General features: G+C 66.9%; 20 protein-coding genes and 1 other RNA gene. 11 read left to right on the forward strand and 10 right to left on the reverse strand.

The window, feature by feature from the left end:
- Positions 1–85 precede the first annotated feature (85 nt).
- The 5 genes from AC1PLR_RS11885 (at position 86) to AC1PLR_RS11905 (ending at position 4,520) form a co-directional block, all read left to right on the forward strand.
- Positions 86–640: an RNA polymerase sigma factor gene (locus tag AC1PLR_RS11885; RefSeq protein ID WP_481101117.1), complete on the forward strand. Its 555-nt coding sequence runs from the start codon at positions 86–88 to the stop codon at positions 638–640.
- Positions 637–1,776: a hypothetical protein gene (locus tag AC1PLR_RS11890; RefSeq protein WP_481101118.1), complete on the forward strand. Its 1,140-nt coding sequence runs from the start codon at positions 637–639 to the stop codon at positions 1,774–1,776. Before AC1PLR_RS11885 ends, AC1PLR_RS11890 begins: the two co-directional genes overlap by 4 nt.
- Positions 1,777–1,832: 56 nt before the next feature.
- Positions 1,833–2,426 (forward strand): IMPACT family protein, encoded by a 594-nt coding sequence (locus AC1PLR_RS11895; RefSeq protein WP_017913577.1) that lies wholly within the window; start codon positions 1,833–1,835, stop codon positions 2,424–2,426.
- A complete protein-coding gene (locus AC1PLR_RS11900; protein ID WP_481101119.1) occupies positions 2,423–4,189 on the forward strand; it encodes an ABC transporter transmembrane domain-containing protein in 1,767 nt (588 codons plus the stop codon). Before AC1PLR_RS11895 ends, AC1PLR_RS11900 begins: the two co-directional genes overlap by 4 nt.
- A 118-nt stretch (positions 4,190–4,307) precedes the next feature.
- On the forward strand, positions 4,308–4,520 hold the full coding sequence (locus tag AC1PLR_RS11905) for a hypothetical protein (protein ID WP_010344257.1): 213 nt from the start codon (positions 4,308–4,310) through the stop codon (positions 4,518–4,520).
- Between the two features lie 411 nt (positions 4,521–4,931).
- Here AC1PLR_RS11905 and AC1PLR_RS11910 read toward each other — a convergent pair whose 3' ends face one another.
- The 6 genes from AC1PLR_RS11910 to hrcA form a co-directional block, all read right to left on the reverse strand.
- A complete protein-coding gene (locus tag AC1PLR_RS11910; protein ID WP_481101120.1) occupies positions 4,932–6,044 on the reverse strand; it encodes a prephenate dehydrogenase in 1,113 nt (370 codons plus the stop codon).
- Positions 6,041–6,961 carry a pyridoxal kinase gene (gene pdxY, locus AC1PLR_RS11915; RefSeq protein WP_481101121.1) on the reverse strand — a complete coding sequence of 307 codons (921 nt, stop codon included), beginning with the start codon at positions 6,959–6,961 and terminating at the stop codon, positions 6,041–6,043. Before pdxY ends, AC1PLR_RS11910 begins: the two co-directional genes overlap by 4 nt.
- Before the next feature lie 430 nt (positions 6,962–7,391).
- Positions 7,392–8,522, reverse strand: a complete 1,131-nt coding sequence (gene dnaJ / locus AC1PLR_RS11920) for a molecular chaperone DnaJ (RefSeq protein WP_481101122.1) — start codon at positions 8,520–8,522, stop codon at positions 7,392–7,394.
- Positions 8,523–8,680: 158 nt separating this feature from the next.
- Entirely contained in the window at positions 8,681–10,606 is a 1,926-nt protein-coding gene (gene dnaK / locus AC1PLR_RS11925; protein ID WP_010344262.1) for a molecular chaperone DnaK, read from the reverse strand.
- 143 nt (positions 10,607–10,749) lie between these two features.
- The gene (grpE, locus tag AC1PLR_RS11930; RefSeq protein ID WP_010344263.1) at positions 10,750–11,271 is read right to left on the reverse strand and encodes a nucleotide exchange factor GrpE; all 522 of its coding nucleotides are present in this window, start codon (positions 11,269–11,271) and stop codon (positions 10,750–10,752) included.
- Positions 11,272–11,437: 166 nt separating this feature from the next.
- Complete coding sequence (hrcA, locus tag AC1PLR_RS11935; RefSeq protein ID WP_420009647.1) at positions 11,438–12,496, reverse strand: heat-inducible transcriptional repressor HrcA; 1,059 nt, start codon at positions 12,494–12,496, stop codon at positions 11,438–11,440.
- Between the two features lie 111 nt (positions 12,497–12,607).
- Here hrcA and recN point away from each other — a divergent pair, with 111 nt between their 5' ends.
- Positions 12,608–14,269 (forward strand): DNA repair protein RecN, encoded by a 1,662-nt coding sequence (gene recN, locus AC1PLR_RS11940; protein ID WP_043092192.1) that lies wholly within the window; start codon positions 12,608–12,610, stop codon positions 14,267–14,269.
- Positions 14,270–14,486: 217 nt separating this feature from the next.
- Here the strand turns inward: recN and fur are convergent, their stop codons facing one another.
- The gene (gene fur, locus AC1PLR_RS11945) at positions 14,487–14,909 is read right to left on the reverse strand and encodes a ferric iron uptake transcriptional regulator (protein ID WP_026143876.1); all 423 of its coding nucleotides are present in this window, start codon (positions 14,907–14,909) and stop codon (positions 14,487–14,489) included.
- Positions 14,910–15,012: 103 nt separating this feature from the next.
- Between fur and AC1PLR_RS11950 the strand changes: the two genes are divergently transcribed.
- A complete protein-coding gene (locus AC1PLR_RS11950) occupies positions 15,013–15,411 on the forward strand; it encodes an outer membrane protein assembly factor BamE (protein ID WP_010344267.1) in 399 nt (132 codons plus the stop codon).
- Between the two features lie 27 nt (positions 15,412–15,438).
- Here the strand turns inward: AC1PLR_RS11950 and AC1PLR_RS11955 are convergent, their stop codons facing one another.
- On the reverse strand, positions 15,439–15,693 hold the full coding sequence (locus AC1PLR_RS11955) for an RnfH family protein (RefSeq protein WP_481101123.1): 255 nt from the start codon (positions 15,691–15,693) through the stop codon (positions 15,439–15,441).
- 5 nt (positions 15,694–15,698) lie between these two features.
- Positions 15,699–16,130, reverse strand: a complete 432-nt coding sequence (locus AC1PLR_RS11960) for a type II toxin-antitoxin system RatA family toxin (RefSeq protein WP_148828116.1) — start codon at positions 16,128–16,130, stop codon at positions 15,699–15,701.
- 58 nt (positions 16,131–16,188) lie between these two features.
- Between AC1PLR_RS11960 and smpB the strand changes: the two genes are divergently transcribed.
- Positions 16,189–16,692: an SsrA-binding protein SmpB gene (smpB, locus tag AC1PLR_RS11965; RefSeq protein WP_010344270.1), complete on the forward strand. Its 504-nt coding sequence runs from the start codon at positions 16,189–16,191 to the stop codon at positions 16,690–16,692.
- A 456-nt stretch (positions 16,693–17,148) separates the two neighbouring features.
- On the opposite strand, the gene AC1PLR_RS11970 is transcribed toward smpB, so the two are convergent.
- Positions 17,149–19,398 (reverse strand): S8 family serine peptidase, encoded by a 2,250-nt coding sequence (locus AC1PLR_RS11970; RefSeq protein ID WP_481103583.1) that lies wholly within the window; start codon positions 19,396–19,398, stop codon positions 17,149–17,151.
- 561 nt (positions 19,399–19,959) lie between these two features.
- Here AC1PLR_RS11970 and ssrA point away from each other — a divergent pair.
- From ssrA to AC1PLR_RS11985, 3 genes are all read left to right on the forward strand, one after another.
- Positions 19,960–20,311: a transfer-messenger RNA gene (gene ssrA, locus AC1PLR_RS11975) on the forward strand.
- A gap of 308 nt (positions 20,312–20,619) precedes the next feature.
- Positions 20,620–21,945: a site-specific integrase gene (locus AC1PLR_RS11980; RefSeq protein WP_481103584.1), complete on the forward strand. Its 1,326-nt coding sequence runs from the start codon at positions 20,620–20,622 to the stop codon at positions 21,943–21,945.
- A complete protein-coding gene (locus AC1PLR_RS11985) occupies positions 21,875–23,821 on the forward strand; it encodes a DUF4209 domain-containing protein (RefSeq protein WP_481101124.1) in 1,947 nt (648 codons plus the stop codon). The genes AC1PLR_RS11980 and AC1PLR_RS11985 overlap by 71 nt, the downstream gene beginning before the upstream one ends.
- Positions 23,822–23,876 lie beyond the last annotated feature (55 nt).

Here is a 23,876-nt window from a genome sequence, read left to right on the forward strand (position 1 = left end):
GTCAGAATTTCCGCCCTCGCCACCCTCTCCCGGCACCCCGCCTCCCGACTATGCGGCGGCCCGGCGAACGCTTAGGCTTGCCGCCGTGGACGCCCCGGTCGAAGCGAGCGACGAAGCCCTGATGCTGGCCTACGCGGCCGGCGACGCGCGCGCGTTCGAGACCCTGTACCTGCGCCACCGTGGCCGCCTGTACCAATACCTGCTGCGACAACTGCGCGACCGTGCGCTGGCCGAAGAGCTGTTCCAGGAAGTGTGGCAGCGGGTGATCGCCGCACGCCTGGAGTGGCAGCCGCAGGCCGCGTTCACCACCTGGCTGCTGCGCATCGCCCACAATCGGCTCGGCGACCACTGGCGCGCGGCCAAGCATCGCCCGCCGGCACCGGCCGACGCCGACCTGCGCACCGCACGCGTGCAGGACCCCGACACGCCGGAGCGGCAACTGTCCGCCTTCGAGCAGCGGCGCCAGCTGCAACTGGCGCTGGATGCGCTTCCCGAGGAGCAACGCGACGTGCTGCTGCTGCGCCTGGAGCAGGAATTGAGCCTGGACGAGATCGGGCAGATCACCGGCGTCGGCCGCGAGACGGTCAAGTCGCGGCTGCGCTATGCGATGGACAAACTGCGCGCGAGGTTGGGCGGATGAGCGCCGACGAACCGCTGACCCCGGAAGAGCGCGCGCTGGCCGAACGCCTGCGCCTGGGCCGGCAGGCATTGCCACCGCCAGCGCTGGATGCGGCGATCCTGGCTGCCGCGCGTGCGGCAGTCGCACCGGGGGCTGCCGAGGTCCCGGAGTACCCCAGCAGCGCCGCGGAGCGCGCGCGGGCGCAGGCCGCCGCGGCGATGCCCGCGGCCGCGCCCGCCTCCATCGCGACCGCCGAGCCGGCCGAGCCAGACCCCGCGCCTGCATCGCGTGCAGCCCCGCCGGCGTCGCGGCCACGCTGGCCGACCTGGTTCGGCCTGGCCGCCTCGCTGGTGCTGGTGGCCGGCATCGCCTGGCGCGCACGCCCACCGGCGCCCTCCGCGCCCGCGCCGACGGCGGCCCCTGCCCCGATCCCGGCAGTCACGTCCGCCGCCGACGCCCCCGCCACACCCGTCGCCTCCCCGGCACCGCCCTCCACGGAGCCGGCACCGGCGACCGCTGCGCCGGCAGCCGCTGAGACAGCGGCACCCGCCCCTGCGGCCTACGCGCGCATCGCGACGGAGACAGCCGACGCGCCGCTGTCCGAGCGTGCGCAGGCGCCGATGCACAAGCCAGCGCCCACGCGCAGCATGCCTCCTCCCGCGCCAGCGGCCATGGTGGCGCCCGCCGCTCCACCGGCTCCGGCCCCGCCACCGCAGACCTTTGCGGCCGACAGCAATGCGTCCGCCGCCGAGCAGCAAGCTGCGCCGGCCGGAATGCCGCTGCGTGCACCCACGCGCGCGGAAACGGCACAGGACGCCTTGGCGCGCAGTGCGCCCGCCGACACCGCCACCCCGTCCAGGCTGGCGGCCTCCGCGCGCGCGAAGGCCGCTGCGGCCGAGACGTCGGACACCCTCTCGCTGCGCCCTTCGACATCCGCTGCGGCCACCGCCGCGGCATTGCCGGAATCCGACAGCAACGCCCTGGTGGCCGCGCTGGAGGCCGATGCGCAGCTATCGCCGCGGCGCTGGCTGCAGCGGATCCGTGAGCGCCGCGACCAAGGCGAACTCGAGACCGCACGCGCCAGCCTACTGCGCTTCCAGCGTGCGCATCCGCAGCGATCGATCCCGCAAGATCTGCGCCCGCTGCTGCCGGACTGAGCTGCGCCGCGACCGCCACGGCGGGCCGAGGCCGCACCTCGTCTACAATGCCGCCGATGCCCGACACGCTCCCGCACCCCGTCAGCCACAGCGTGGAGATCAAGCACAGTCGCTTCGTTGCCCACGCCGCGCCGATCGCCGACGCCGGCGCAGCGCTGGCGTTCGTGCAGCAGGTGATGGTGGCCGACGCCACCCACAATTGCTGGGCCTACCGCCATGGCGACGAATACCGCTCCAGCGACGACGGCGAGCCCGCCGGCACCGCCGGCCGGCCGATCCTGGCGGCGATCGACGGCCAGGGCTTCGACCGCGTGGTGGTGGTGGTCACGCGCTGGTACGGCGGCATCAAGCTCGGCGCCGGCGGCCTGGTCCGCGCCTATGGCGGCAGCGCGGCCGAATGCCTGCGGTTGGCGCCCCGGCAACCCTTGCTCGCGTTGAGCCTGCTGACCCTGCACTGCGGCTTCGACGACCTGGGCGCGGTGCATGCCGCGCTGAGCGCCTGCGCCGCGGAAAAACTCGATGAACGCTTCGATGCCGGCGGCGCCGAACTGCGCCTGCGCCTGCCCCGCGATCGCGTCGACGCCTTGAAAACCCGCCTGCGCGACGCCACTCGCAATCGGGTCCGCTGTTCGGAACCCGCCCCCGCATGAACACCCCCTCGGCCGACCAGGCCAAGTCGCTGCGCAGACTCGGCAGCCTGCGCACCCTGTGGCCGTTCGTGCGTCGCCGGCGCGGCCTGCTGATCGCCTGGCTGGTGGCGCTGGCGATCTCCTCCAGCGCCACACTGAGCCTGCCGGTCGCGGTCCGGCAGATGATCGACCACGGCTTCGAGGACGTCGGCCTCATCAACCAGTCGTTCGCCCTGTTGTTCGCGGTCTCGGTGGTGCTGGCGGTGGCCACCGCCACGCGCTTCTACTTCGTGTCGCTGCTCGGCGAGAAGGTGGTCGCCGACCTGCGCGAGCGCCTGTACACGTATCTGATCGGCCTGCATGCCGGTTTCCACGACCGCAACCGCAGCGGCGAACTGGTCTCGCGCCTGTCGGCCGACAGCGAACTGCTGCGCGGGGTCATCGGCAGCACCATGTCGGTGGCGCTGCGCAGCACGGTCACCGCGATCGGCAGCGTGGTGATGCTGTGCGTGACCAGCCCGCACCTGGCCGCCTACACCCTGCTCGGCATCCCCGTGGCGGTGCTGCCGATCGTGCTCGGCGCACGGCGCCTGCAGAAGATCTCGCGCGCCAGCCAGGACCGCGTCGCCGACGCCAACACCCTGGCCGCCGAGACCCTGGGCGCGGTGCGCACGGTGCAGGCGTACGCGCGCGAAGGCTACGAACGCGGCCGCTTCGGCGAGGCGCTGGCGCAGACCGTGGCGGTGGCGCGGCGCCGGGTCCGCGCGCAGGCGCTGATCACCGCCGCGGCCATCGTGTTGATCTTCGGCGCCATCGTGCTGGTGCTGTGGTTGGGCGCGCACGAGGTCGCCGCCCACGAACTCAGCGCGGGCGCGCTCGGCCAGTTTTTGCTGTACGCGATGTTCGGTGGCGGTTCGGTGGCCTCGCTGGCCGAGGTCTGGAACGACCTGCAGCGCGCGGCCGGCGGCATGGGCCGCATCGCCGAACTGTTCCAGGAACGTCCCGAGATCGTCGCCCCGGCCCAACCGCGTGCGCTGCCGCAGCCGCTGCGCGGCGAGGTGCGCTTCGACAACGTCAGCTTCCGCTATCCGCAGCGCCCCGATCAGCCGGCACTGGACGGCTTCGACCTGCACGTGCGGCCCGGCGAGAGCGTGGCCCTGGTCGGCCCCTCCGGCGCCGGCAAGAGCACGGTGCTGGCGCTGTTGATGCGCTTCCACGACCCGCAATCGGGCAGCGTGCAGGTGGACGGCCTGGACCTGCGCACGCTGGACCCGTCGCAACTGCGCGCAGCGATCGGACTGGTGCCGCAGCACCCGACCCTGTTCGCCGCCAGCGCCGCCGACAACATCCGCTACGGTCGGCTCGAGGCCAGCGAGGCCGAGGTCGAGGCCGCCGCGCGCGCGGCCGAAGCCGACGCGTTCCTGCGGCAACTGCCGGAGGGCTATGCCAGCGAACTGGGCGAACGCGGCGCGCGCCTGTCCGGCGGCCAGCAGCAGCGCATCGCCATCGCCCGCGCCCTGCTCAAGGACGCGCCGATCCTGCTGCTGGACGAGGCCACCAGCGCCCTGGACGCGCAGAGCGAACACGCCGTGCAGCAGGCGCTGGAGCGGCTGATGGCCGGACGCACCACCCTGGTGATCGCGCACCGCCTGGCCACCGTGCTGAAGGCCGACCGCATCGTGGTGATGGACCACGGCCGCATCGTCGCCCAGGGCACCCACGCCGAGCTGCTGGCGCAGGACGGGCTGTACGCCGAACTCGCTCGCCTGCAATTCATCGACTGAGCACGCCGCGCTAACGACAGCGGGACTACGGTCGGACCGCGTCTGCGCTGCGGCCGCGCGCTCGCGACCGCCGCTCCGGCGTCCCGCATTCGATGCAGCGTTCGACAGGAGGCTTCCGATGTCCTTTCGCCAATTGCCCGCCCTCGGTCCCGACGGCGAGGCGTATCTGATCACCGAATTCCAGGACGATGCGCCGCGCCAACAGCAGGCGCAGCACGACCCGCACGCCGACAGCGGACTGCGCTACGAACTGGCCGACGGCCGCAAGCTGATCCGCCGCGGCCAGCAGTTCGTCACCACCGGCGGCGAGTTGACCCTTACCGCAGTCTAGCGTCGCCGCCACGGTATGCCGCCGCGCCCTGTCATCGCCACTGGCGTTCGGGGCACTGGCGGCAAGCTGGTGAATTTTTCGCCACACGGCTTGACAGGCTTGCCCCGCAAGGCGCGCCGACAGTTATCCACATGTTTGCGCAGTGGCCATCCACATGCGCTGTGGATGAATTGCGGCAGGCGTTGGTGGTTCCCGTGCACGCGTCTGGCGAGTTGCACGGTCGCGGCTGAAGCCGCTCCTAGGACGGGTGTTGCGTGCTTTCGTAGGAGCGGCTTCAGCCGCGACGAGCGAAGCGGCATGCGTCCTCATGGCGCACCGCGTCGGGACTGAAGCCCCTCCCCACAGTGCCCCAGCCAACTCGCCGCAAGTTCTAGTGAGAGCGGCTTCAGCCCCGACGGCGTGCGATGCAATTCACCCCGCCAGCACCCGCCCGATCCCACTGGCATCGATCTCCGCCGCCGCGCCGCGCACCGCCCCCGTATCGCTGGCCGGATCGAAGCCGAGCCGGAAATGCAGCTCGCCCGCTTGCGTGCGCGAGGAATGGATCGAAGCGAGATTCACCCCATGGCGCTCGAACACGTGCAACAGCGCGCGCAGTGAACCGGCGCGGTCCTCCGGCAGATAGACGCTGAGGGTGGACTGCTCGGTCAGGTCGGCCAGCAGATAACCGACGCGCTCGTAGCTGTAGTTGCCCTGCGCGATCGCCGCCTCGCCCAAGGCCTGCCGGTTGGCGTCGAGGAACTCGGCGCGGAATTGCGCGCGCGCCGCATCGTCGCCGCGACCGACCTGGTCGCGCAGCCGCGACAGCTGCGCGATCAGCCCGTCCAGCACATCGCCCACATGCGGATTGCCGAACTGGATGTCTTCGTAGATGGCCGGATTCAGGGCCAGGATGCGCGCGATGATCGCGGTATCCAGCTCGAACGAGGCCGAGCGGTACGGCAGCAGGGCCTGCAACGGCCCCAGCGCCGGCGCATGTTCGCGCAGCACGCCGGCCTGGGCCAGGTGCGTGGCGTGGACCATGGCCTGCACCAGCGCCATCACCTGGTCGTGGTGCGCGGGCGTGGTGTGCACGCACTCGCCTTCCAGCGCGGCGCACATGGTGTGCAGCCAGGGCTGCCACTGCGCCACACGCGCCTCGCACACCACCAGCACGCGGCCCTTGAGCGTGGGCGACTTGGGCGGCGCGGTCATCGGATGCAGCCCGGCCACTTCCGCCTGCGAGGCCAACATCGCCGCCACCGGCGCGGCCTTGACCGAGGTGACGTCCAGCCAGAGCTGATCGCGCTCGCGGCCGCCGGCGCGCTGCACGTACTCGCCGATCAACGCCGGCGTGTGCCGGATCGGCGCGGAGAAGATCAGCACCTGCGCCTGCTGCAGCAGCGCCTCCGGCGCCAGCGACTGCGGGTCGGCCGGATCGTGGCCGATCACCTGCAACTGCATGCGCTCGCGGAAGAAGCGGCTCAGCCAGCGGCCATAGGCGCCGGCACTGCCGACGATGCCGACGACCGGGCGCAGGCTCACGCCAGGCGCTCGGCGACGAAGCGCAGCGGCGTGGCCAGCGCAGCCGGCGCCGCCGCCAGCACGTCCAGTTCTTCCACGTCCGCGGCCAGGGTTGCCTCCAGCGCCGCGTGCACGCCGGCGATGGCGCGGCCGATCGCCGCCTCGAAGCTGTCGCCGCGCAGCAGGAAGGCCACCAGCAGCGCCATCAACACATCGCCGGTACCGGCGACATCCACCGGCAGCAATGGCGAGCACCAGCGGTAGACCGCCTCGCGGCTCACCGCCAGCGTCACCAGTTGCCCGGCATCGCCGCCGACGCTGTGCGCAAGCACCCATTCCGGACCGCGCGCCAGCAGCACGCGCGCCGCGGCGATCGCGTCGTCCTGCGCCAGCGCCGGCATGCCGGTCAGGCGGCCGAGTTCGAACGCATTCGGCGTCACCAGCCACGCGTGCGGCAACAGGCGCTCGGCGAAGATCGCCTCCAGGCCCGGCTCCACGTAGGGACCGGTGTGCGTATCGCCGATCACCGGATCCAGGCAGTAGCGCAGCGTCGGGCACTGCGGTAGCGTGGCGTCGAGCCAGTCGGCAAAGGCGGCGCCATTGCCGACGCTGCCGAAATAGCCGGACACCAGCATGCGCGCACGCTGCGACAGGCCACGTTCGCTGGCGCCGAGCAGCAGATCGGCGAACCAGTCCGACGGCAGCACCTTGCCGCGCAGCGTGGCGTAGAACGGCGCATTGCTCAGCAAGGTGGTCGGGATCTCGGCCACGCGCAAGCCCAGCGCGCGCAACGGCGGCACCGCCGCACTGTTGCCGGCGTGGCCATAGACGAGTTGCGACTGCACGGAAATGACGTCGACCGGCACCGGGCCGTCGGGCCGCTGGCGGCGGCCATGGATGAGATGATGTTCGGTGGCGTTGTCGACGGAAGCGTTCATCGCCGTAGTGTAGCGCCGGTGCAAGGGCGCTCAGCGGCGCATGCATGCGCGGTGTTGCGGGCGCTTTCAGCAACAACGGCCTCAGCTGCGACGCTCCGACGAGAAAGCGTCGCGGCTGAAGCCGCTCCTACAACGAGGGCATGATGCGGGGAGAAACCCATGCGCAGCCAGCATCGAAACTCCCATTCTCCGCTGCGCTGAGCGCGCGAAACATTTCAATGTGGGAGGGGCTTCAGCCCCCAACGCTTTACCGTCAACGCGTCGGGGCTGAAGCCCCTCCCACAAAGAGCGCTGCAGTAGCCAGACACGCTCGAGAAATCTCGAATCCCAAATCCCGAATCCCAGTCTTCAACAGCCGCAGGCTGTCATCCCGAATCCCGAATCCCGAATCCCCGGCTTTTCAGCAGCCGAATGGCTGATCATCCCGGCCTCACGACGTCATCCGGTCCCAGAACCCCTTCACGCCATCGATGAAGGTCGCCGACTTCGGCGAATGCTTGCGCGCGTCCTCGCCGGTGAAGGTGGACTCGAACTGCTCCAGCAGCTTGCGCTGGTCGGCAGTGAGGTTGATCGGGGTCTCCACCACCACGCGGCAGTACAGGTCGCCTTCGCTGCGGCTGCGCACCGAGCGCACGCCCTTGCCGCGCAGGCGGAACAACTTGCCGGTCTGGGTCTCGGCCGGGATGCGGATCTCCGCCTCGCCGCCCAGGGTCGCCACGCGCACGGTGTCGCCCAGCGCCGCCTGCGAGATGCGGATCGGCACCTCGCAGTGCAGGTCGTCGCCGTCGCGCTGGAAGATCGGATGCTCGCGCACCCGCACTTCCACGTACAGATCGCCCGGCGGGGTACCGGCGGGACCGGCCTCGCCCTCGCCCGACAGGCGGATGCGATCGCCGTTGTCGACGCCGGCGGGAATCTTCACCGACAGCACCTTGGTCTCTTCCACACGCCCGGCGCCATGGCACTCGCCGCACGGGTTCTGCACGATCTGGCCGCGACCGGCGCAATGCGGGCAGGTCTGCTGCATGGCGAAGATGCCGCGCTGGATGCGCACCTGGCCGCGCCCGTGGCAGGTGCCGCAGGTCTCGACCTTGCCATCCGCCGAGCCGCTGCCGTGGCAGTGCGCGCATTCGCTCAGGGTCGGAATCTCGATGCGGCGCTCGATGCCGGCCACCGCTTCTTCCAGGTCCAGCTCCAGCACGTAGCCGATGTCGGCGCCGCGCCGCGGCGCACGCCCGCCACCGCCGGCGCCACCGAAGATGTTGCCGAAGATGTCGCCGAAGATATCGCCCATGTCCGGGCCGCCCGGACCGCCGCCCATCCCGCCCATGCCGTGCTCGAACGCGGCGTGGCCGTGCGCGTCGTACATGCGCCGGCGGTTGCCGTCGGAGAGCACCTCATAGGCTTCCTTGCATTCCTTGAACGCGGCCTCGGCGGCGTGGTCGCCGGGATTGCGGTCCGGGTGGTACTTCATCGCGCAACGGCGATAGGCCTTCTTCAGCTCGTCGTCGCTGGCGGTGCGGGCCACACCCAGCACTTCGTAATAGTCGCGTTTGCTCATAGGGCGGGGATTGGGGATTCGGGAGTCGGGATTCGTTCAATGCAAAAGCGGAGAGCCTCAGCTCTTCCGCTTTTACAAACTTGATGGACAGGGATGGGAGTGGGAACCAACAGGCCAAGGCCTTCGCGAATCCCCAATCCCAAATCCCCAATCCCGGCTTACTTCTTGTCGTCCTTGACCTCGGTGAACTCGGCGTCGACCACGTCGTCGGACGAGGCCGAGGAGGCATGCGCGCCGCCGGCGTTGCCGCCCGGCTGCTGCTCGCCCGCCGCCGCGGCCGCGTACAGCGACTGACCGGCCTCTTCCAGCGCCTTGGTCTTGGCCTCGATCTGGCCCTTGTCGTCGCCCTTCATCGCGGTTTCCAGATCCGCCAGCGCCGACTCGACCTTGCCGATCACGTCGCCGCCAACCTTGCTGCCGTGCTCGGTGATCGCGCTGCGGGTGGCGTGGATCAAGCCGTCGGCCTGGTTGCGCGCCTGCACCAGCTCGTGGAACTTCTTGTCTTCCTCGCGGTTGGCTTCCGCGTCGGCGACCATCCGCTGGATCTCGTCGTCCGACAGGCCGGAACCGGCCTTGATCTCGACCTTCTGTTCCTTGTTGGTCTTCTTGTCCTTGGCCGACACGTGCAGGATGCCGTTGGCGTCGATGTCGAAGGACACCTCCACCTGCGGCAGGCCGCGCGGCGCCGGCTCGATGCCGGACAGGTCGAACTTGGCCAGCGACTTGTTGAAGCGGGCCTGTTCGCGCTCGCCCTGCAGCACGTGCACGGTCACCGCCGACTGGTTGTCCTCGGCGGTGGAGAACACCTGCGAGGCCTTGGTCGGGATGGTGGTGTTCTTCTCGATGATCTTGGTGAACACGCCGCCCAGGGTCTCGATGCCCAGGCTCAGCGGGGTCACGTCGAGCAGCAGCACGTCCTTGACGTCGCCGGCCAGCACGCCGCCCTGGATCGCCGCGCCCAGCGCCACGGCTTCGTCGGGGTTGACGTCCTTGCGCGGCTCCTTGCCGAAGAACTCGGCCACCGCCTGCTGCACCTTCGGCATGCGGGTCTGGCCACCGACCAGGATCACCTCGGTGATGTCGCTGGCGCGCAGGCCGGCGTCGTTCAGCGCGGTGCGGCACGGGTCGATGGTGCGCTTGACCAGGTCTTCCACCAGCGCCTCGAGCTTGGCCCGGGTCAGCTTGATGTTGAGGTGCTTCGGGCCCGACGCGTCGGCGGTGACGTACGGCAGGTTGACTTCGGTCTGCTGCGAGGACGACAACTCGATCTTGGCGCGCTCGGCGGCGTCCTTCAGGCGCTGCAGCGCCAGCGGATCCTTGCGCAGGTCGATGCCCTGGTCCTTGTTGAACTCTTCCACCAGGTAGTCGATGACGCGCTTGTCGAAGTCTTCGCCGCCCAGGAAGGTGTCGCCGTTGGTGGCCAGCACTTCGAACTGCTTCTCGCCGTCGACGTTGGCGATCTCGATGATCGACACGTCGAAGGTGCCGCCGCCCAGGTCGTACACGGCGATCTTGCGGTCGCCGCCCTGGCCCTTGTCCAGGCCGTAGGCCAACGCCGCGGCGGTCGGCTCGTTGATGATGCGCTTGACGTCCAGGCCGGCGATGCGGCCGGCGTCCTTGGTCGCCTGGCGCTGGCTGTCGTTGAAGTACGCCGGCACGGTGATGACCGCCTCGGTGACGGTCTCGCCCAGGAACGCCTCGGCGGTCTTCTTCATCTTCTCCAGCACCTGCGCGGAGATTTCCTGCGAGGCCAGCTTGCGCCCGTCGGCGGTGGCCACCCAGGCGTCGCCGTTGTCGTGCTGGACGATGCTGTACGGCACCAGGCCGATGTCCTTCTGCACTTCGGCGTCGGTGAACTTGCGGCCGATCAGGCGCTTGACCGCATAGAAGGTGTTCTTGGGGTTGGTGACGGCCTGGCGCTTGGCCGAGGCGCCCACCAGGACTTCGCCGTCCTTGGTGTAGGCGACGATCGACGGCGTGGTGCGGTCACCCTCGGAATTCTCGATGACGCGGGCCTTGCCGCCGTCCATGATCGCCACGCACGAATTGGTCGTGCCCAGGTCGATGCCGATGATCTTGCCCATTGCAATGACTCCTGAAAGGTCGTGTAGCCGGCCAGTGCCGGGATCTGGTTCGGATATAGGGATGGCCGCGGGTCATTCAAGCCATCGCCGCAAATTAGCGTTCCACGGCCGCCGCGCCGGGTTCAGGCGCGGGCGGCCGGCGCTCAGTCGTGCTTGGCCACCACCACCAGGGCGGGCCGCAGCAGGCGGTCGTTGAGCAGGTAACCCTTCTGGAACACCTGGATCACGTGGCCCGGGGCGACGCCCTCGGCCTCGGCCTGGCTGATCGCCTGGTGATGCTCGGGGTTGAACGGCTCGCCGGTCGGGTCGAGCAGGGTCAGGCCGTTGTCGGCGGCGACCTTGAGCAATTGCTTGTAGGTCAGCTCCAGGCCGTCGCGCAGCGGGCTGGGCTCGCTGCCGGCGGCGCTCAGCCCCGCATCCAGACTGTCGAACACCGGCAACAGGTCGCCGAGCAGGCGCTCGTTGGCGAACTTGCGCGCCTGCTCCACGTCGCGGGCGATGCGCTTGCGCTGGTTCTCCAGGTCGGCCCGCTCGCGCAGGGCGTCGGCCTTGACCAGGGCCAGTTCGCTGCGCAGCGTCTCGATCTCCGCCTGTAGCGGATCGGTCGAGGGCTGCTGCGCCTCGGTCAGGTGTTCGGAATCGAATTCAGGGTGCTCTTGCGTCATGTCCGGGTCCCTGGCGGGGTACGTCCCGCCTTACCGGACCACCTATGTGGGCGGTGCGGGCGGATTCAAGTGAATCCGGGGATTCGGGAGTCGGGATTGGGGATTCGCCTGGTACGGCGGGACGGTCGGCTGGCGGAGGGCGCTGCGGGCGCCCCCTGCGCGTGGCTCAGCGGTCGCTGGGCGGGGATGGGTCCAGGCGGGCGCCGAGGACGTCGGCGGCGGTCTGGACCAGGGGGATGACCCGGTCGTAGTCCATGCGCTTGGGGCCGATCACGCCCAGCACGCCCAGCACCTGGCCGCCGGCCATGTATGGAGCGGTCACCAGCGACACGCTCTCCAGCGGCACCATGCCGGTCTCTTCGCCGATGAAGATGCGCACGCCCGGCGCGCGGATGGTGCGTTCGAGCAGTTGCAGGATCTCGCGCTTGCTGGCGAAGACTTCGAACAGCTCGCGCAGCCGCTCCAGGTCCGACAGGTCCTGCACGCCCATCAGCTTGGTCTGCCCGGCCAGCACCATGTCGTCGCCGGCCGGGGCCAGCGCCTGCTCGGCCAGTTCGACACTGTGCGCCAGCAACTGCTCCATCTCGTCGCGCGCGTGGCGCAGGTCGCGCAGCAGGCTGGCACGGATGTCGGCCAGGGCGCGCCCGGCGAAATGCCGGTTCAGATAGTTGGCCACCCGCTCCAGTTCGGCCGGCTCGTAGGCCTTGCGCGGCTCGATGACGCGGTTCTGCACCTCGTTGTCGGCGAACACCAGGATCGCCAGCACCCGCCGCGCGTCCAGCGGCACGAAATCGATGTGCCGGAACGCGAACTGCTCGCGCTTGGGCGCGCTGACCACGCCGACGAAGTGGGTCATGGCCGACAACAGTTCCGAAGCGCTGCCCAGCAATGCCTGGGTGCCGGCGGCATTGGCCATCTCCGCGCGCAGCCGCGCCACCTCGCCTTCGGCCGGCGGGCGCATCTGCACCAGGCTGTCGACGAACACCCGGTAGCCGGTGGCGGTGGGCACGCGTCCGGCCGAGGTGTGCGGCGAGCTGAGCAGCCCGGCGTCCTCCAGGTCGGCGAGGATGTTGCGGATCGTCGCCGGGCTCACGTCCAGCCCGGCATGCCGGGCCAGGGTCTGCGAGCCGACCGGCTCGCCGTCGCGGATATAGCGCGAGATCAGCGTGCGCAGCAGCTGCCGGGCACGCGGATCGAGGCTGGAATGGACCGGGGAGGCGCGCATGGAATCAACCCGTGAGACTGGTCCTTAGATAATGTCTGCACGCCGGCTTGGCAAGTCATTGGCCCACCTACCCGCGCATGCTAGCGTTGCGCGGCTCCGGATGCAGACCCCATGCTCAGACATCTCTCGATCAAGGATTTCGCCGTCGTACGCGGCACCGAACTGGAATTCGGCCCCGGCATGACCGTGGTGTCCGGCGAAACCGGCGCCGGCAAGTCGCTGATGGTGGACGCGCTCGGCTTCTTGTCCGGGCTGCGCGCCGACAGCGGCGTGGTCCGCCACGGCGCCGACCGCGCCGAGCTGTCGGCCGAGTTCGTGCCGCCCGCCCAGGCGCGTGCCTGGCTGCGCGAGAACGAACTGGACGACGACGAACACTGCCAGTTGCGCCGGGTGATCCGCGCCGACGGCGGCTCCCGCGCCTGGATCAACGGCCGTCCGGTGACCCTGTCGCAACTGGCCGAACTGGCCGGCCACCTGGTCGAGATCCATGGCCAGCACGAACACCAGGCCCTGCTCTCGCGCGGCAGCCAGCTCGGCCTGCTCGACGCCTACGCCCGCAACGAGGCCGAACGCGCCGCGGTGCGCGCCGCCGCCGCCCGCTGGCAGGGTCTGCTCAGCGAGCGCGAGACCCTGCTGGCGCAGGGCGACGTCAGCGACCGCATCGGCTTCCTGCAGCACCAGCTGGCCGAACTGCAGCGCGAGGACCTGGACCCGGCGGCGATCGCCGCCCTGGACGCCAACCATCGCCGCCAGGCCCACGCCGCCGCGCTGATCGGCGCCTGCGAGGGCGCGGCGCAGCGGCTCAACGGCGACGAGGCGCCGGCGGTGCTGGACCTGCTGCAGCAGACCCGCCACGAACTCGGCAAGGTCGGCGAGTACGACCCGCGCCTGGCCGAGGTGCAGGCGCTGATCGACAGCGCCGGCATCCAGCTGGAGGAAGCGCTGGCGCTGATCGACCGGGTCCGCGACGACCTGGATGCCGACCCGGCCCAGTTCGATGAGATGGAACGCAAGCTCGGCCGCCTGCACGACCTGGCGCGCAAGCACCGGATCGGGGTGGACGCGCTGGCCGGGCACCGCGACGCCCTGCTGGCCGAGGTGGAAAGCCTGCGCGGCGCCGGCGAGCGGCTGGACGTGCTCGACGCCGAGATCGCCCAGGCCACCCAGGCCTGGCGCGACGCCGCGGCCGCCCTGACCGCCACCCGCGACCGCGGTGCGCAGGCGCTCTCGCACGACACCACCGCGCTGATCGGCGAACTGGGCATGGGCGGCGGCCGCTTCCTGATCCAGCTCGAGCCGCACGAGACGGAGCGGCCGGACCCCGCCGGCGCCGAGCGCGTCGAGTTCCTGGTCGCCGCCAACGCCGGGCAGCCGCCGCGCGCCCTACGCAAGGTGGCTTCCGGCGGCGAACTGTCGCGCATCTCGCTGGCGATCGAGGTCGCCGCGCTGGGCCTGGATGCGGTGCCGACCATGGTTTTCGACGAAGTGGACTCGGGCATCGGCGGCGCCGTCGCCGACATCGTCGGCAAGAAGCTGCGCGCGCTCGGCGAGCAGCGCCAGGTGCTGTGCGTGACTCACCTGCCGCAGGTCGCCGCGCAGGGCCACGCCCACTACCGGGTCAGCAAGGCGCCGGTCGAGGGCATGACCCAGAGCTCGGTGGAACTGCTGGCCCCACGCCAGCGCGAGGAAGAACTGGCGCGGATGCTGGGCGGCGTCGAGGTCAGCAAGGAAGCCCGCGCCGCGGCCAAGCGGCTGCTGCTCAGCGCGGGCTGAGCGGCTGGCGATCGGGCCGCGCTGCCAGCACCTGGCCGTGCGACCCTGCCCAGGCACCGCAGGTCACTGAAAGCATCAAAGGCCCCTCTCCCACCGGGAGAGGGGTTAGGGTGAGGGCTCGGTACGGAGCGACCCGCTGACGTTATCCACGCGGCGACACCCGGACCCTCATCCGCCCCTGCGGGGCACCTTCTCCCGGTGGGAGAAGGGAGAAGCCTCAGCCCTTCTTGCCGCTCGGCCGCTTGCTGCGCACGTACAGCACCAGGGAGTGCTCTTCCAGTTCGTAGCCGTGATCGGCGGCGATCTTGCGCTGCAATTCCTCGATCTCCGCGCTTTCGAACTCGATGATCTTGCCGGTGTCCACGTCCACCATATGGTCGTGGTGGCCGCCGCGGTCCAACTCATACACCGCCTGGCCGCCCTCGAAGTTGTGCTTGAGCACCAGCCCGGCCGCCTCGAACTGGGTCAGCACGCGGTACACGGTGGCCAGGCCGATCTCGTCGCCGTGGTCCAGCAGCTGCCGGTAGATCTCCTCGGCGGTCATGTGGTGCCGCGCCGATTTCTGCTCCAGCAGCTCAAGGATGCGCATCCGGGGGTGCGTGACCTTCAGGCCGACTTTGCGCAGATCGTGGGATTCCATGGCGTCTCCGTTCATAGCTGGTTTATCGCCAGCTGCCTGGGAATGGGTCGCGGCGGTCGCCGGGAGTGTATCATCGACGTGATTTCATTCAGCCATGTCCCCGATGCGCAATCTCCTGCTGGTCGCCGCTGTTGCCCTGTCCACCGCTGGCTGCGGCATCATTTACAAGCAGCCCATCTACCAGGGCAATCTGATCAAGCCATCGGCCGTGGAGCAGCTCAAGGTCGGGCAAAGCAAGCAGCAGGTCAGCGCGCTGCTGGGCAGCCCCTCGATCCCGGATCCGTTCCATGCGCAGCGCTGGGACTACACCTCCACCGAGCGGATCGATCGCGTCGGCCATACCGAGATCAAGAACTTCGTCGTGTTCTTCGACAACGACATGGTCACCCGCTGGGAAGGCGACTACTTCCCGGATCAGGACGAAGAGCTGGCCAAGAACAGCGTGCGCCAGTTCGGCCGCAACCTGGCCAAGGACAAGAAGAAGCAGCGCCGCGGCGAATGAGCCGGCGGCCGCGTCGCGCCCCGCCGCTCAGCGCGGCTTGGCGCGGCGCCGCCTGGCGTCCTTGGGGTCGATCAGCAGCGGCCTGAGCAGTTCCACCCGGTCGCCGTCCTGCAACAGCCGCGTCGGTGCGGCGACTTCGCCGTAAACCGCGCACGACATGTCGGGCGTCGCTTCCGGCAACGCGGCGGCGGCCAGCGCATCGGCCACGGTCGCGCCTTCCGGCAGATCCAGCCGCTGCGACACGAAGCGCTCCGGCCAGGCCAGCACCACCTCGATCTGCATGGCGGCTAGGCCTGTTCCCGGTCGGCCACGCGCACGAAGTCGTTGACCATGCGATCGGCCAGGCTCTGGAAGCCCAGCGCCAGCGCCGGCCCGAGCAGGCGCGAGGCGGGTTCGAAGTCGAGCATCAGGCTGACCTTGCTGGCATGGTCGTTGAAACCCTGGAAGGTCCACTGCCCCTGCAGGCGCTTGAACGGGCCGTCGCGCAACTGCATATCGATGCGGTCCGGGCGCTGCAGGCTGTTCTCGGTGGTGAACCAGGTGCGGAACGAGCCCAGCCCCAGGTCCAGCCGCGCGACCAGGACGCGGTCGTTCTGCTCGAGGATATGGGCCGCATCGCACCAGGCGAACCGGCGCGGATAGGCGGCGACGTCGTTGACCAGATCGAACATGCGCGTTGCGGCGTGTTCGACCAGAGCGCTGCGGCGGATGATAGGCATTCGGGACGGAAGTGGGACCAAGACGTTCGGGAGGCCCCGAATCGGAGACAATAGCAAGATGAGCAAGAAACCCGCCAAGGATAAAGCAAACGGCGCGACGGCCAACAAGACCATCGCCCTGAACAAGCGCGCGCGCCACGAATACCACCTGGAGGACCGCTACGAGGCCGGCCTGGCCCTGCAGGGCTGGGAGGTGAAGTCGATCCGCGCCGGCCGCGCCAACATCGGCGAGAGCTACGCCTTCGTGCGCCAGGGCGAGCTGTTCCTGTTCGGCGCGCAGATCACCCCGTTGATCCAGGCCTCCACCCACGTGGTGGCCGACGACCGCCGCACGCGCAAGCTGCTGCTGCACCGGAACGAGATCGACAAGCTGATCGGCCGCGTCGAACGCGACGGCTACACCCTCGTGCCCACCGCGATGTACTGGAGCAAGAACAAGATCAAGCTCGAGATCGCACTGGCCAAGGGCAAGCAGGACCACGACAAGCGCAACGCGGCCAAGGACCGCGACTGGGCCCGCGACAAGCAGCGCATCATGCGCCGGCACAACAAGAATGCCTGAGTGGCAGGGATTGGGGATTTGGGATTGGGGATTCGCAAGAGCGGATTCCCTGCCCGCCTCCAAACCGTTGCACGCCTCGCCTTTCCTGTAGGAGCGGCTTCAGCCGCGACGCGGTGAGGCCGGGAATCGGGAATCGGGAATAGCAAAGGCCGCTTAAAGGCGCACCAATTCAGCCGCACGCAGCGCAACAACGCCGAAATTTCGGCAATAGCAAAACCTCCGGTAGCGCATGAATGCCCTTGTGGGAGCGGCTTCAGCCGCTACGCGATGACGCCGGAATCTCGACGTGATTCCAAAGCGCCCGCCGTACAGGGCACGCCAGCCGTCTCAAGCACCGCTCCTGAAGCGTTGACATTCAACCATGTTGGCGCAAGCAGATTCTCGAATGAAAGACGATGCGGCCTGAGAACGGCTGTTGCGAATCCCCAATCCCCAATCCCGAATCCCGGCGCTCTCTCACGTCCCGCCAAGCATCCGCATCAAACTCGGCAACCCGCTGCCCTGCATGTAGCGATCGCGCTGCAGGTCCAGGCATTGCGCCAGCACCAGCTGCTTGACCCGATCCGGGGCGCCGATGAACTCGCGGCGCACCGACAGGAACGCAGCGATCAGCCCGGACACATGCGCCGCGGCCATGCTGGTGCCGCTCATCTCCACCATCCAGGTGCCGGGATCGTCGACCACAAACCTGTGATGCGCCGACAGGATCTTTTCGCCCGGCGCGACCAGGTCGGGCTTGTAGCGGCCATCGGCCGTCGGGCCGCGCGAGGAGAAATACGAAATGCCGTAGCTGTGCGGACTGCTCTTGTGCACCGAACCCACTGCCAGCGACTCCTCCAGATTGGCCGGGTCGCCGATGCTCAGGTCCAGGTTCAGCGGGTAGGCCTCGCCGTCGCCCTGCATCAGCCAGGCCAGGCCGTCGTTGCCGGCCGCGATCACCACCACCACGCCCTGGCGCCAGAGCCGGCGCAGTTCGTTGCACAGCGGGGTGAAGCCGCAGCCGTAGCTCTCGGCGTCGAAGTAGCCGCCCAGGCTCAGGTTGACCCCGTGCACCACCAGCTCGCCGGCGCGCTCGTTGAGCTCGGCCACCTGCTGCACGCCCTTGATGATCCAGGAGTCGCGGCCGTTGCCGTCGTCGTCCAGCACCTTCAGGCCGTACAGCCGCGCCAGCGGCGCCATGCCGGCGAACTGCAGTGGCGCCGACGTTGGCACGCCCGGCAGCGGCGCCTCGGACTGCCCGGCGATGATGCCGGCCACGTGGGTGCCATGGCCGTTGCCGTCGAGCGCATCGAAGCCGGCCTCGCCCGGGCGCAACGCGCGCGGACGCCCGCGCTGGGTGCAGTCCCATTGGGCGAGCACGGTTGGCGGCTGCCCGGCGATGTGGAAATGCGGATGCGCCGCGGCGATGCCGCTGTCCAGCACCGCCCAGCCGATCCCGGTGCCGAGTGCGCGATAGGCCACCTGCGCCGCGTCCACCTGGATCGTGCTGCGCGACTGGTAGATCAGCGCGCGCTTGCCCGCATCGCGCCACAGGCGCTTGAGGTTGAGGTCGCGATAGCGCTCGCGCAGGCTCTCGATCTCGAACCGGGTCAGCCGCGCCGACACGTAGCGCTGCAGCGTGTCCTCCAGTTCGATCTGCGCATCCAGCGCCTCGCCGTGCAGGCCGGTGGAGGCCTCGGTCAGCGCACGCAACGCGGCGATCAACTCATGCTTGCGTTGCGCCGGATCGCCGGCGTCGGACAACCGCTCGAGTTCGATCAGCACCTCGTGGCGATAGTCCGGCGCACGCGCTTCCAACTGGTCGGACAAATCCTTGATCAACACCGGGTGCGCGATCGGCTGATCGAAGCCCACACCCACCGCGCGCCGCACCTCGGCCCGCACGTCGGGGATGGACAGGTAGCCGGCGGCCGAATGCGGGTTGTGCTGCCAATCGGGATTGATCTTCGACCCGGCGATGTTGTGGAAGCGCCCGCCGGCATCGGCGATGTCGTCGCTGAGATCGTCGTCCAGGGCCACCGGGTCGCGCCGCTCGGCGACGTTGACCCAGCGCGCCACGCAGGGCGGGAACGGCAGCTTCGGGGTACCGGTCCACTCCTTGAACATGCTGCGCACCACCGGCAGCCCCAGCGGCGAGCCGAGCGTGAGCAGCAGCGACACCTCGCAGTCCTGCGGCTGCAGTTCGCGTAGCACGTCGTAGGCGATCAGCGAACCCTGGCTGTGCGCGACGATCACGAATGGACCGCCACCGGCGCGGATGCGTTGCAGCAGGCTGTCGCGCATCTGCTCACGTCGCGCCGGCACGAAGAAGAAATCGTGCACGTCCTGCAGCAGCGCCGCGGAGATCAGCTTGAGCAGCGCGCGATTGAACACGTCGATCACGCCCTGCGCATGCACATCGGCGGCTGCAGCCGCCGAGGGCGGCGCCGCCGCCTCCACCTCGTCCAGCACCTGGTGCAACCGCGCGCGCTCGGCATCGCTGCTGGCCAGGGTGTCGGCGAGCTGGCGCAGATCGGCCAGTTGCGGCGCCACGCCGAGCGCGCTCAACATGCGCTGCTCGGCCTGGTTCAATACCGGACCGCGGTCCTGATCCTGGCAATCGCCCGGCTCGGGCGACGGATAGCGCTCGCGATTGACCCAATAGGCCATGCGCGTGCGCTCGCCCATCGCGCGGCCGAACAGCGCGCGGTCCCACTGGCAGCGCAACACCTCGGCCGGTGGCTTGTTGCCGATGCCATGGATGTAGACGACGGTGCGCGCCTGCCCCTGCGCCAGCGAGCCTTCGCCGGTGGCCTTAGGCCGCAGCGCGTTGCGCGCTGGCGGCGTCGCGGCGCGGGTCGCAGAGGCAGGTCTGCTGGCGCCAGGAGCCGAGACGGTGGGACTGGACGCTGTTGCGGGCCTTGCCGACGCAGCCGCTCCTGCCGGCGTCGTCTTCTGCGCCCGCTTGGCAGCATCTACGCCGCCTGCCGCCGTCTTGCGCAGTGCCGCCCTCGGCTTGGCGGCGGATGCCGCCTGTGCCTTGACCGGCGTCTTGCCGGGCTTGGAGGTCGGGGACGTGACGGGTGCCTTGGGCGCATGCCCGCTGCTGCGGCCACGCGGCTGTCTGCTTGCCATTGCGCTGCTCCATGCCTGGGGGAATGCCTGGGGGACGGCGGCGTGACAGGGCCGGCGTCGCAGTGAAGCCAGCTTAAGCGCGGTCTGTCTCAAGACTTGTGACTGCCCTCCCCGATCCCTACACTGTGCAGGTCAGCGTTTGACGTTGTCCCCGGGGGTGCACTGGTTTCGACGGGGGTTGCAAAATCGCTTGGCGCATGCCGAGGGGGCAGCTTTCCTCGTAAATCCAGCCGCAAACTTATAGTTGCCAACGACGACAACTACGCTCTGGCCGCTTAAGGCCTAGCCCCGAAATCGCTTGTGTCCGTGCTCGCGACGTAGGGTCATTATCACGGAATCGCCGGTGGTGGCTGCCTGTCAGCCATTGGCTAAATCAAGCAGGCTGGTCCCGGGATGCGCTTCGCACATCGTGCTGTTCCGGGACGAGATCCAACGATGAGCTAAGCATGTAGTGCCGGGGATGGAGTGCCTTCGGACGGCGGTTCGATTCCGCCCACCTCCACCATCCAAACGCGAGAAACAGCACCAAGTGCTTGATCTTGCGAAGGTTTGGCCCGGGGTTTGATGATCGATTTGAGCCTGGTCTAGGTATCAAACGAGGTATCAAACCCCGTGCCGAAGCCTTACTTTTTGCGCCGCCCGGCTGGGCTCTATGTGCGCTTCTTCGTCCCGAGCGACCTCCAAGCTCTCGTTGGCTCGCGCTATCTGGTGCGCCCGGTTTGTCTACCAATGGGCGATGTTGCCCGTCTGGCTGCTTCGCGTGCCGCTGTGGCACTCTCCCAAGCATTCGATCGGATGCGGCAGGACGCGAGCATGAAGGACGATTTGCTGAGCCAAGCACTGGCCGCATTGCGAGGCAACGAAGCTCGGCCCTACACCATTAAGGTCGGTGGCATGGAGCTATCTGCCAACGGGGTCGAAGATCATGCGTTGCTGCTCGACGCTTTGAAGCATCTGCCTCTTCAACAGATGACTCCGGTGAAAAGCGCTGGACCTCTGCTTTCAGAGCGCGCCGCTATCCACATCAGCGAGATGCGACGAGTTGGGCGAAGCGCCAAAAATGTGCTCGATACCGAACACAGCCTGGGGCTGTTTGTGGCTCTGGTCGGCGACAAGCCGGTCGAGGACTACAAGACTGATGATGTCCGAAAGTTCTTGGATGCCCTCGAACACTACCCGAGCAACGCCACCAAGAAAGCGGTGTTCGCAGGGCTCACACCTGTCGAAATTTTGAGTAAGGCGCGGCAAGGGAGCTATGAGCTTCTGAGCATGCGCACCAAGGAAAAGCACCGCGATCGCATTGCATCATTTTTCAACGCCTTGGCGAAAGAAGATCTCATTGGCAAAGCGCCTCACAAGGCGATCCTCAACCGGGCGAAATCCAGCACCGATGAGCCCAGTCGCGATCCATTTAATCAGGAAGAGCTTGAAGCGCTCTTTGATCTGGACGCGTTCACTTCGTGGTCCAGCAAGTATCCACATCGGTGGTTCGGAACGCTCCTGGGCTTTGCTACGGGCGCTCGGGTCAACGAGGTGGCACAGCTTTATATTGATGACGTTGGCAAGGTTGGCGACGTCTGGGGCGTGCATTTCAGAGCCGCCAAGCCCGATCAGCGCTTGAAGAACCCTCACTCCTCGCGCTTTGTGCCTTTGCCCACATCGCTGATCGAGGCAGGGTTCTTGGTGTATGTCGATGAAGTGAAGCGCGCTGGCTTTGAGCGGCTGTTTCCTCATTTGCCCTATCACGCGGAAAACGGGTATGGCGACGCGCTGGGAGATCAGTTTCGCACCTATGCGATCAAGCGAGGATTGACTCAGCGCCTCAAAAGCTTCCACTGCTTTCGACACACTCTGTCCAATTCGCTCGTCAACGAGCATGGCGTTTCGCTTCCGATCTCACAGCAAATCACTGGGCACGAACTGACGCTTCCAGCGGGTTTGAAGCATTATGTTGATCCGCCTTCTGTGCCTGCACGTTTTGCCGCGATTGAACAGTTTGGGCCTCCGCTTCCCTTGCCTGCTTACACACCGGGGCAATTTGATCGGTCGTTCAAGCAGGTTCGCCACATTGAACGGCGAAGGGAAAAAAACAAAGCGAATCGCGCCCGTTCTGAAAATAAAACTGGCTGGAAAAATTAAGATAGGAATTCTGCCCATGGAAGATCAAGATCAATTAGAAAAAGAGGAAGCTGGGAGCGCACCCGAGACCCTCTCATCAATTATTGACAAGCCTGTTGCGCTGACAGTCTTGGATCATCTGGACTGGGAATCTCATCTTGCCGAGCACGATTGGACCAATCATCGTTGGAATGCGACACAACTGACGAATGAAAGATCTAAGGCGTTGGCTGAGGAAGGCCACGAACAAGAAGCATTGATCTTGAAGCTGCTTAGTGCAGTCATATCGATGCACTTCCGTGGCAATTTACCAGAGCCATTTGGACCGAGGTGGCAAGACGGTATTCACTGCTCTCCGACACCACAGCACCTTAGCCAACTGGATGTGCAGTTTCTCCAAGCCATGGCTAAGTCCGCGAAAAATGCTTGGCTCAAAGCGCGCTTGGCGGATGTGGCCTGCGTTGCAGGGCCGTTGGTTGGCTTGACAGGCTGGGAGATGGGGTCAGTCGCAGCCCAAGCCTATTTGGATCACGTAAAGGAATTTCTCACGGGGGACGAACCCATCAGGGCGATGGACTCTGTGAAGTGTCTGCAACGAGCGATGCATCTGGGCTGGAAATATCGCCGAAAGGATGATGCGTTCGGAGAAGATGTGTGGATGACGGCAACCAATGCAATCGATCATGCCATTGACAAAAAGCGGCTTGGTATAATTTCCATACTCGCAGAAGAAATTATCCAAAGACAACGTTCACTAGCTGGACCAATCGCTGAAAAATTGGAAAAAGCTGCTGATTCATGGTCTGGTGATGACCAAGAAGCAGTGGTAGATAGCATTCCAAGCTTCTATAAAAAAGCGGCCAGACTGTGGCATGCCGCCAAAGATGCTGCTCGGTCTGAGGCGTGCTATCACAAAGCTGCCGATGCATTGATCCTCAAAGCTCGCGGCGATCGTCAGGCCATGGTGCGATCGGACTGGATGGCAGAAGGCATCGCTTTGCTTCGAAGGCACAGGGGTGACCGAAGCAAAATTAAAGAGTTGCAATCAGAGTTAGCTGAGATCCGAAGGACGATCTCGGATGAGATGCACTCAGTCAGCCACAAGATCGACACCAGAGATCTGGTTGCCTTCATCGAGCAAAAAGTCACAAGCCCCGATCTGCCTACGGCACTCTTCCAAATAGCGTTTGCATTCTCGGATTTCACTTCGGTCGAGCAAATAAAAGCAGAAGTGATCGAGACTTCCAAGAAATATGTCTTCCAACACCTTTTCGCACGGGTGGTCTACAACGATGAAGGTGTGCCAGTCGAGCGAGGAGGTGCGTTTGATGCCAACGATCCAGCCAATTTAGAACAGCACATGATCGAAAACATCTGCCGTTTTCATCATCCACTGCTTGCCAATGTTGCTGTAATGCGTGCCACCAGCCTGGTTCGTAATCGATGCGAGCCCACACTCAATGATCTGCTGGCCCTTACTCATGCGTCCCCTATGGTTCCGGAGGGGCATGAGTGGTCTTTGGCAAGAGGTCTGCTCGCGGGCCTGGAACACGATTGGGAAGAAGCCGCCATCTTTCTTATTCCACAAGCTGAGCCATTCGTTCGTGCGGCTTTCAAACGCCGGAACATCAACACGTTGGCCATCAAAGATGGTGTCGAGGAAGAGAAGTCTTTAAGTGAGCTGTTAGGCCATGAAGATATCGCTCAGGTATTCCATGAGGACATCGTCATTGAGCTAAAAGCCATTCTGACGCACCGATCAGGTCACAACCTGAGAAATCGCTATGGCCACGGCCTGATCAAAGATGAACACCTTGTTTCGACGGCAACGATAGTGCTTTGGTGGAGCTTGCTCCGGCTGATCATGTGGCCATATCGGGATAGATTGTTCGAATGAATTAAAGGCCAGTATTTTCTTCGTGTTCACAGCATGTATAGATAAAAATCCAATT

It is taken from the genome of Xanthomonas sp. NCPPB 3570, from assembly GCF_056725115.1.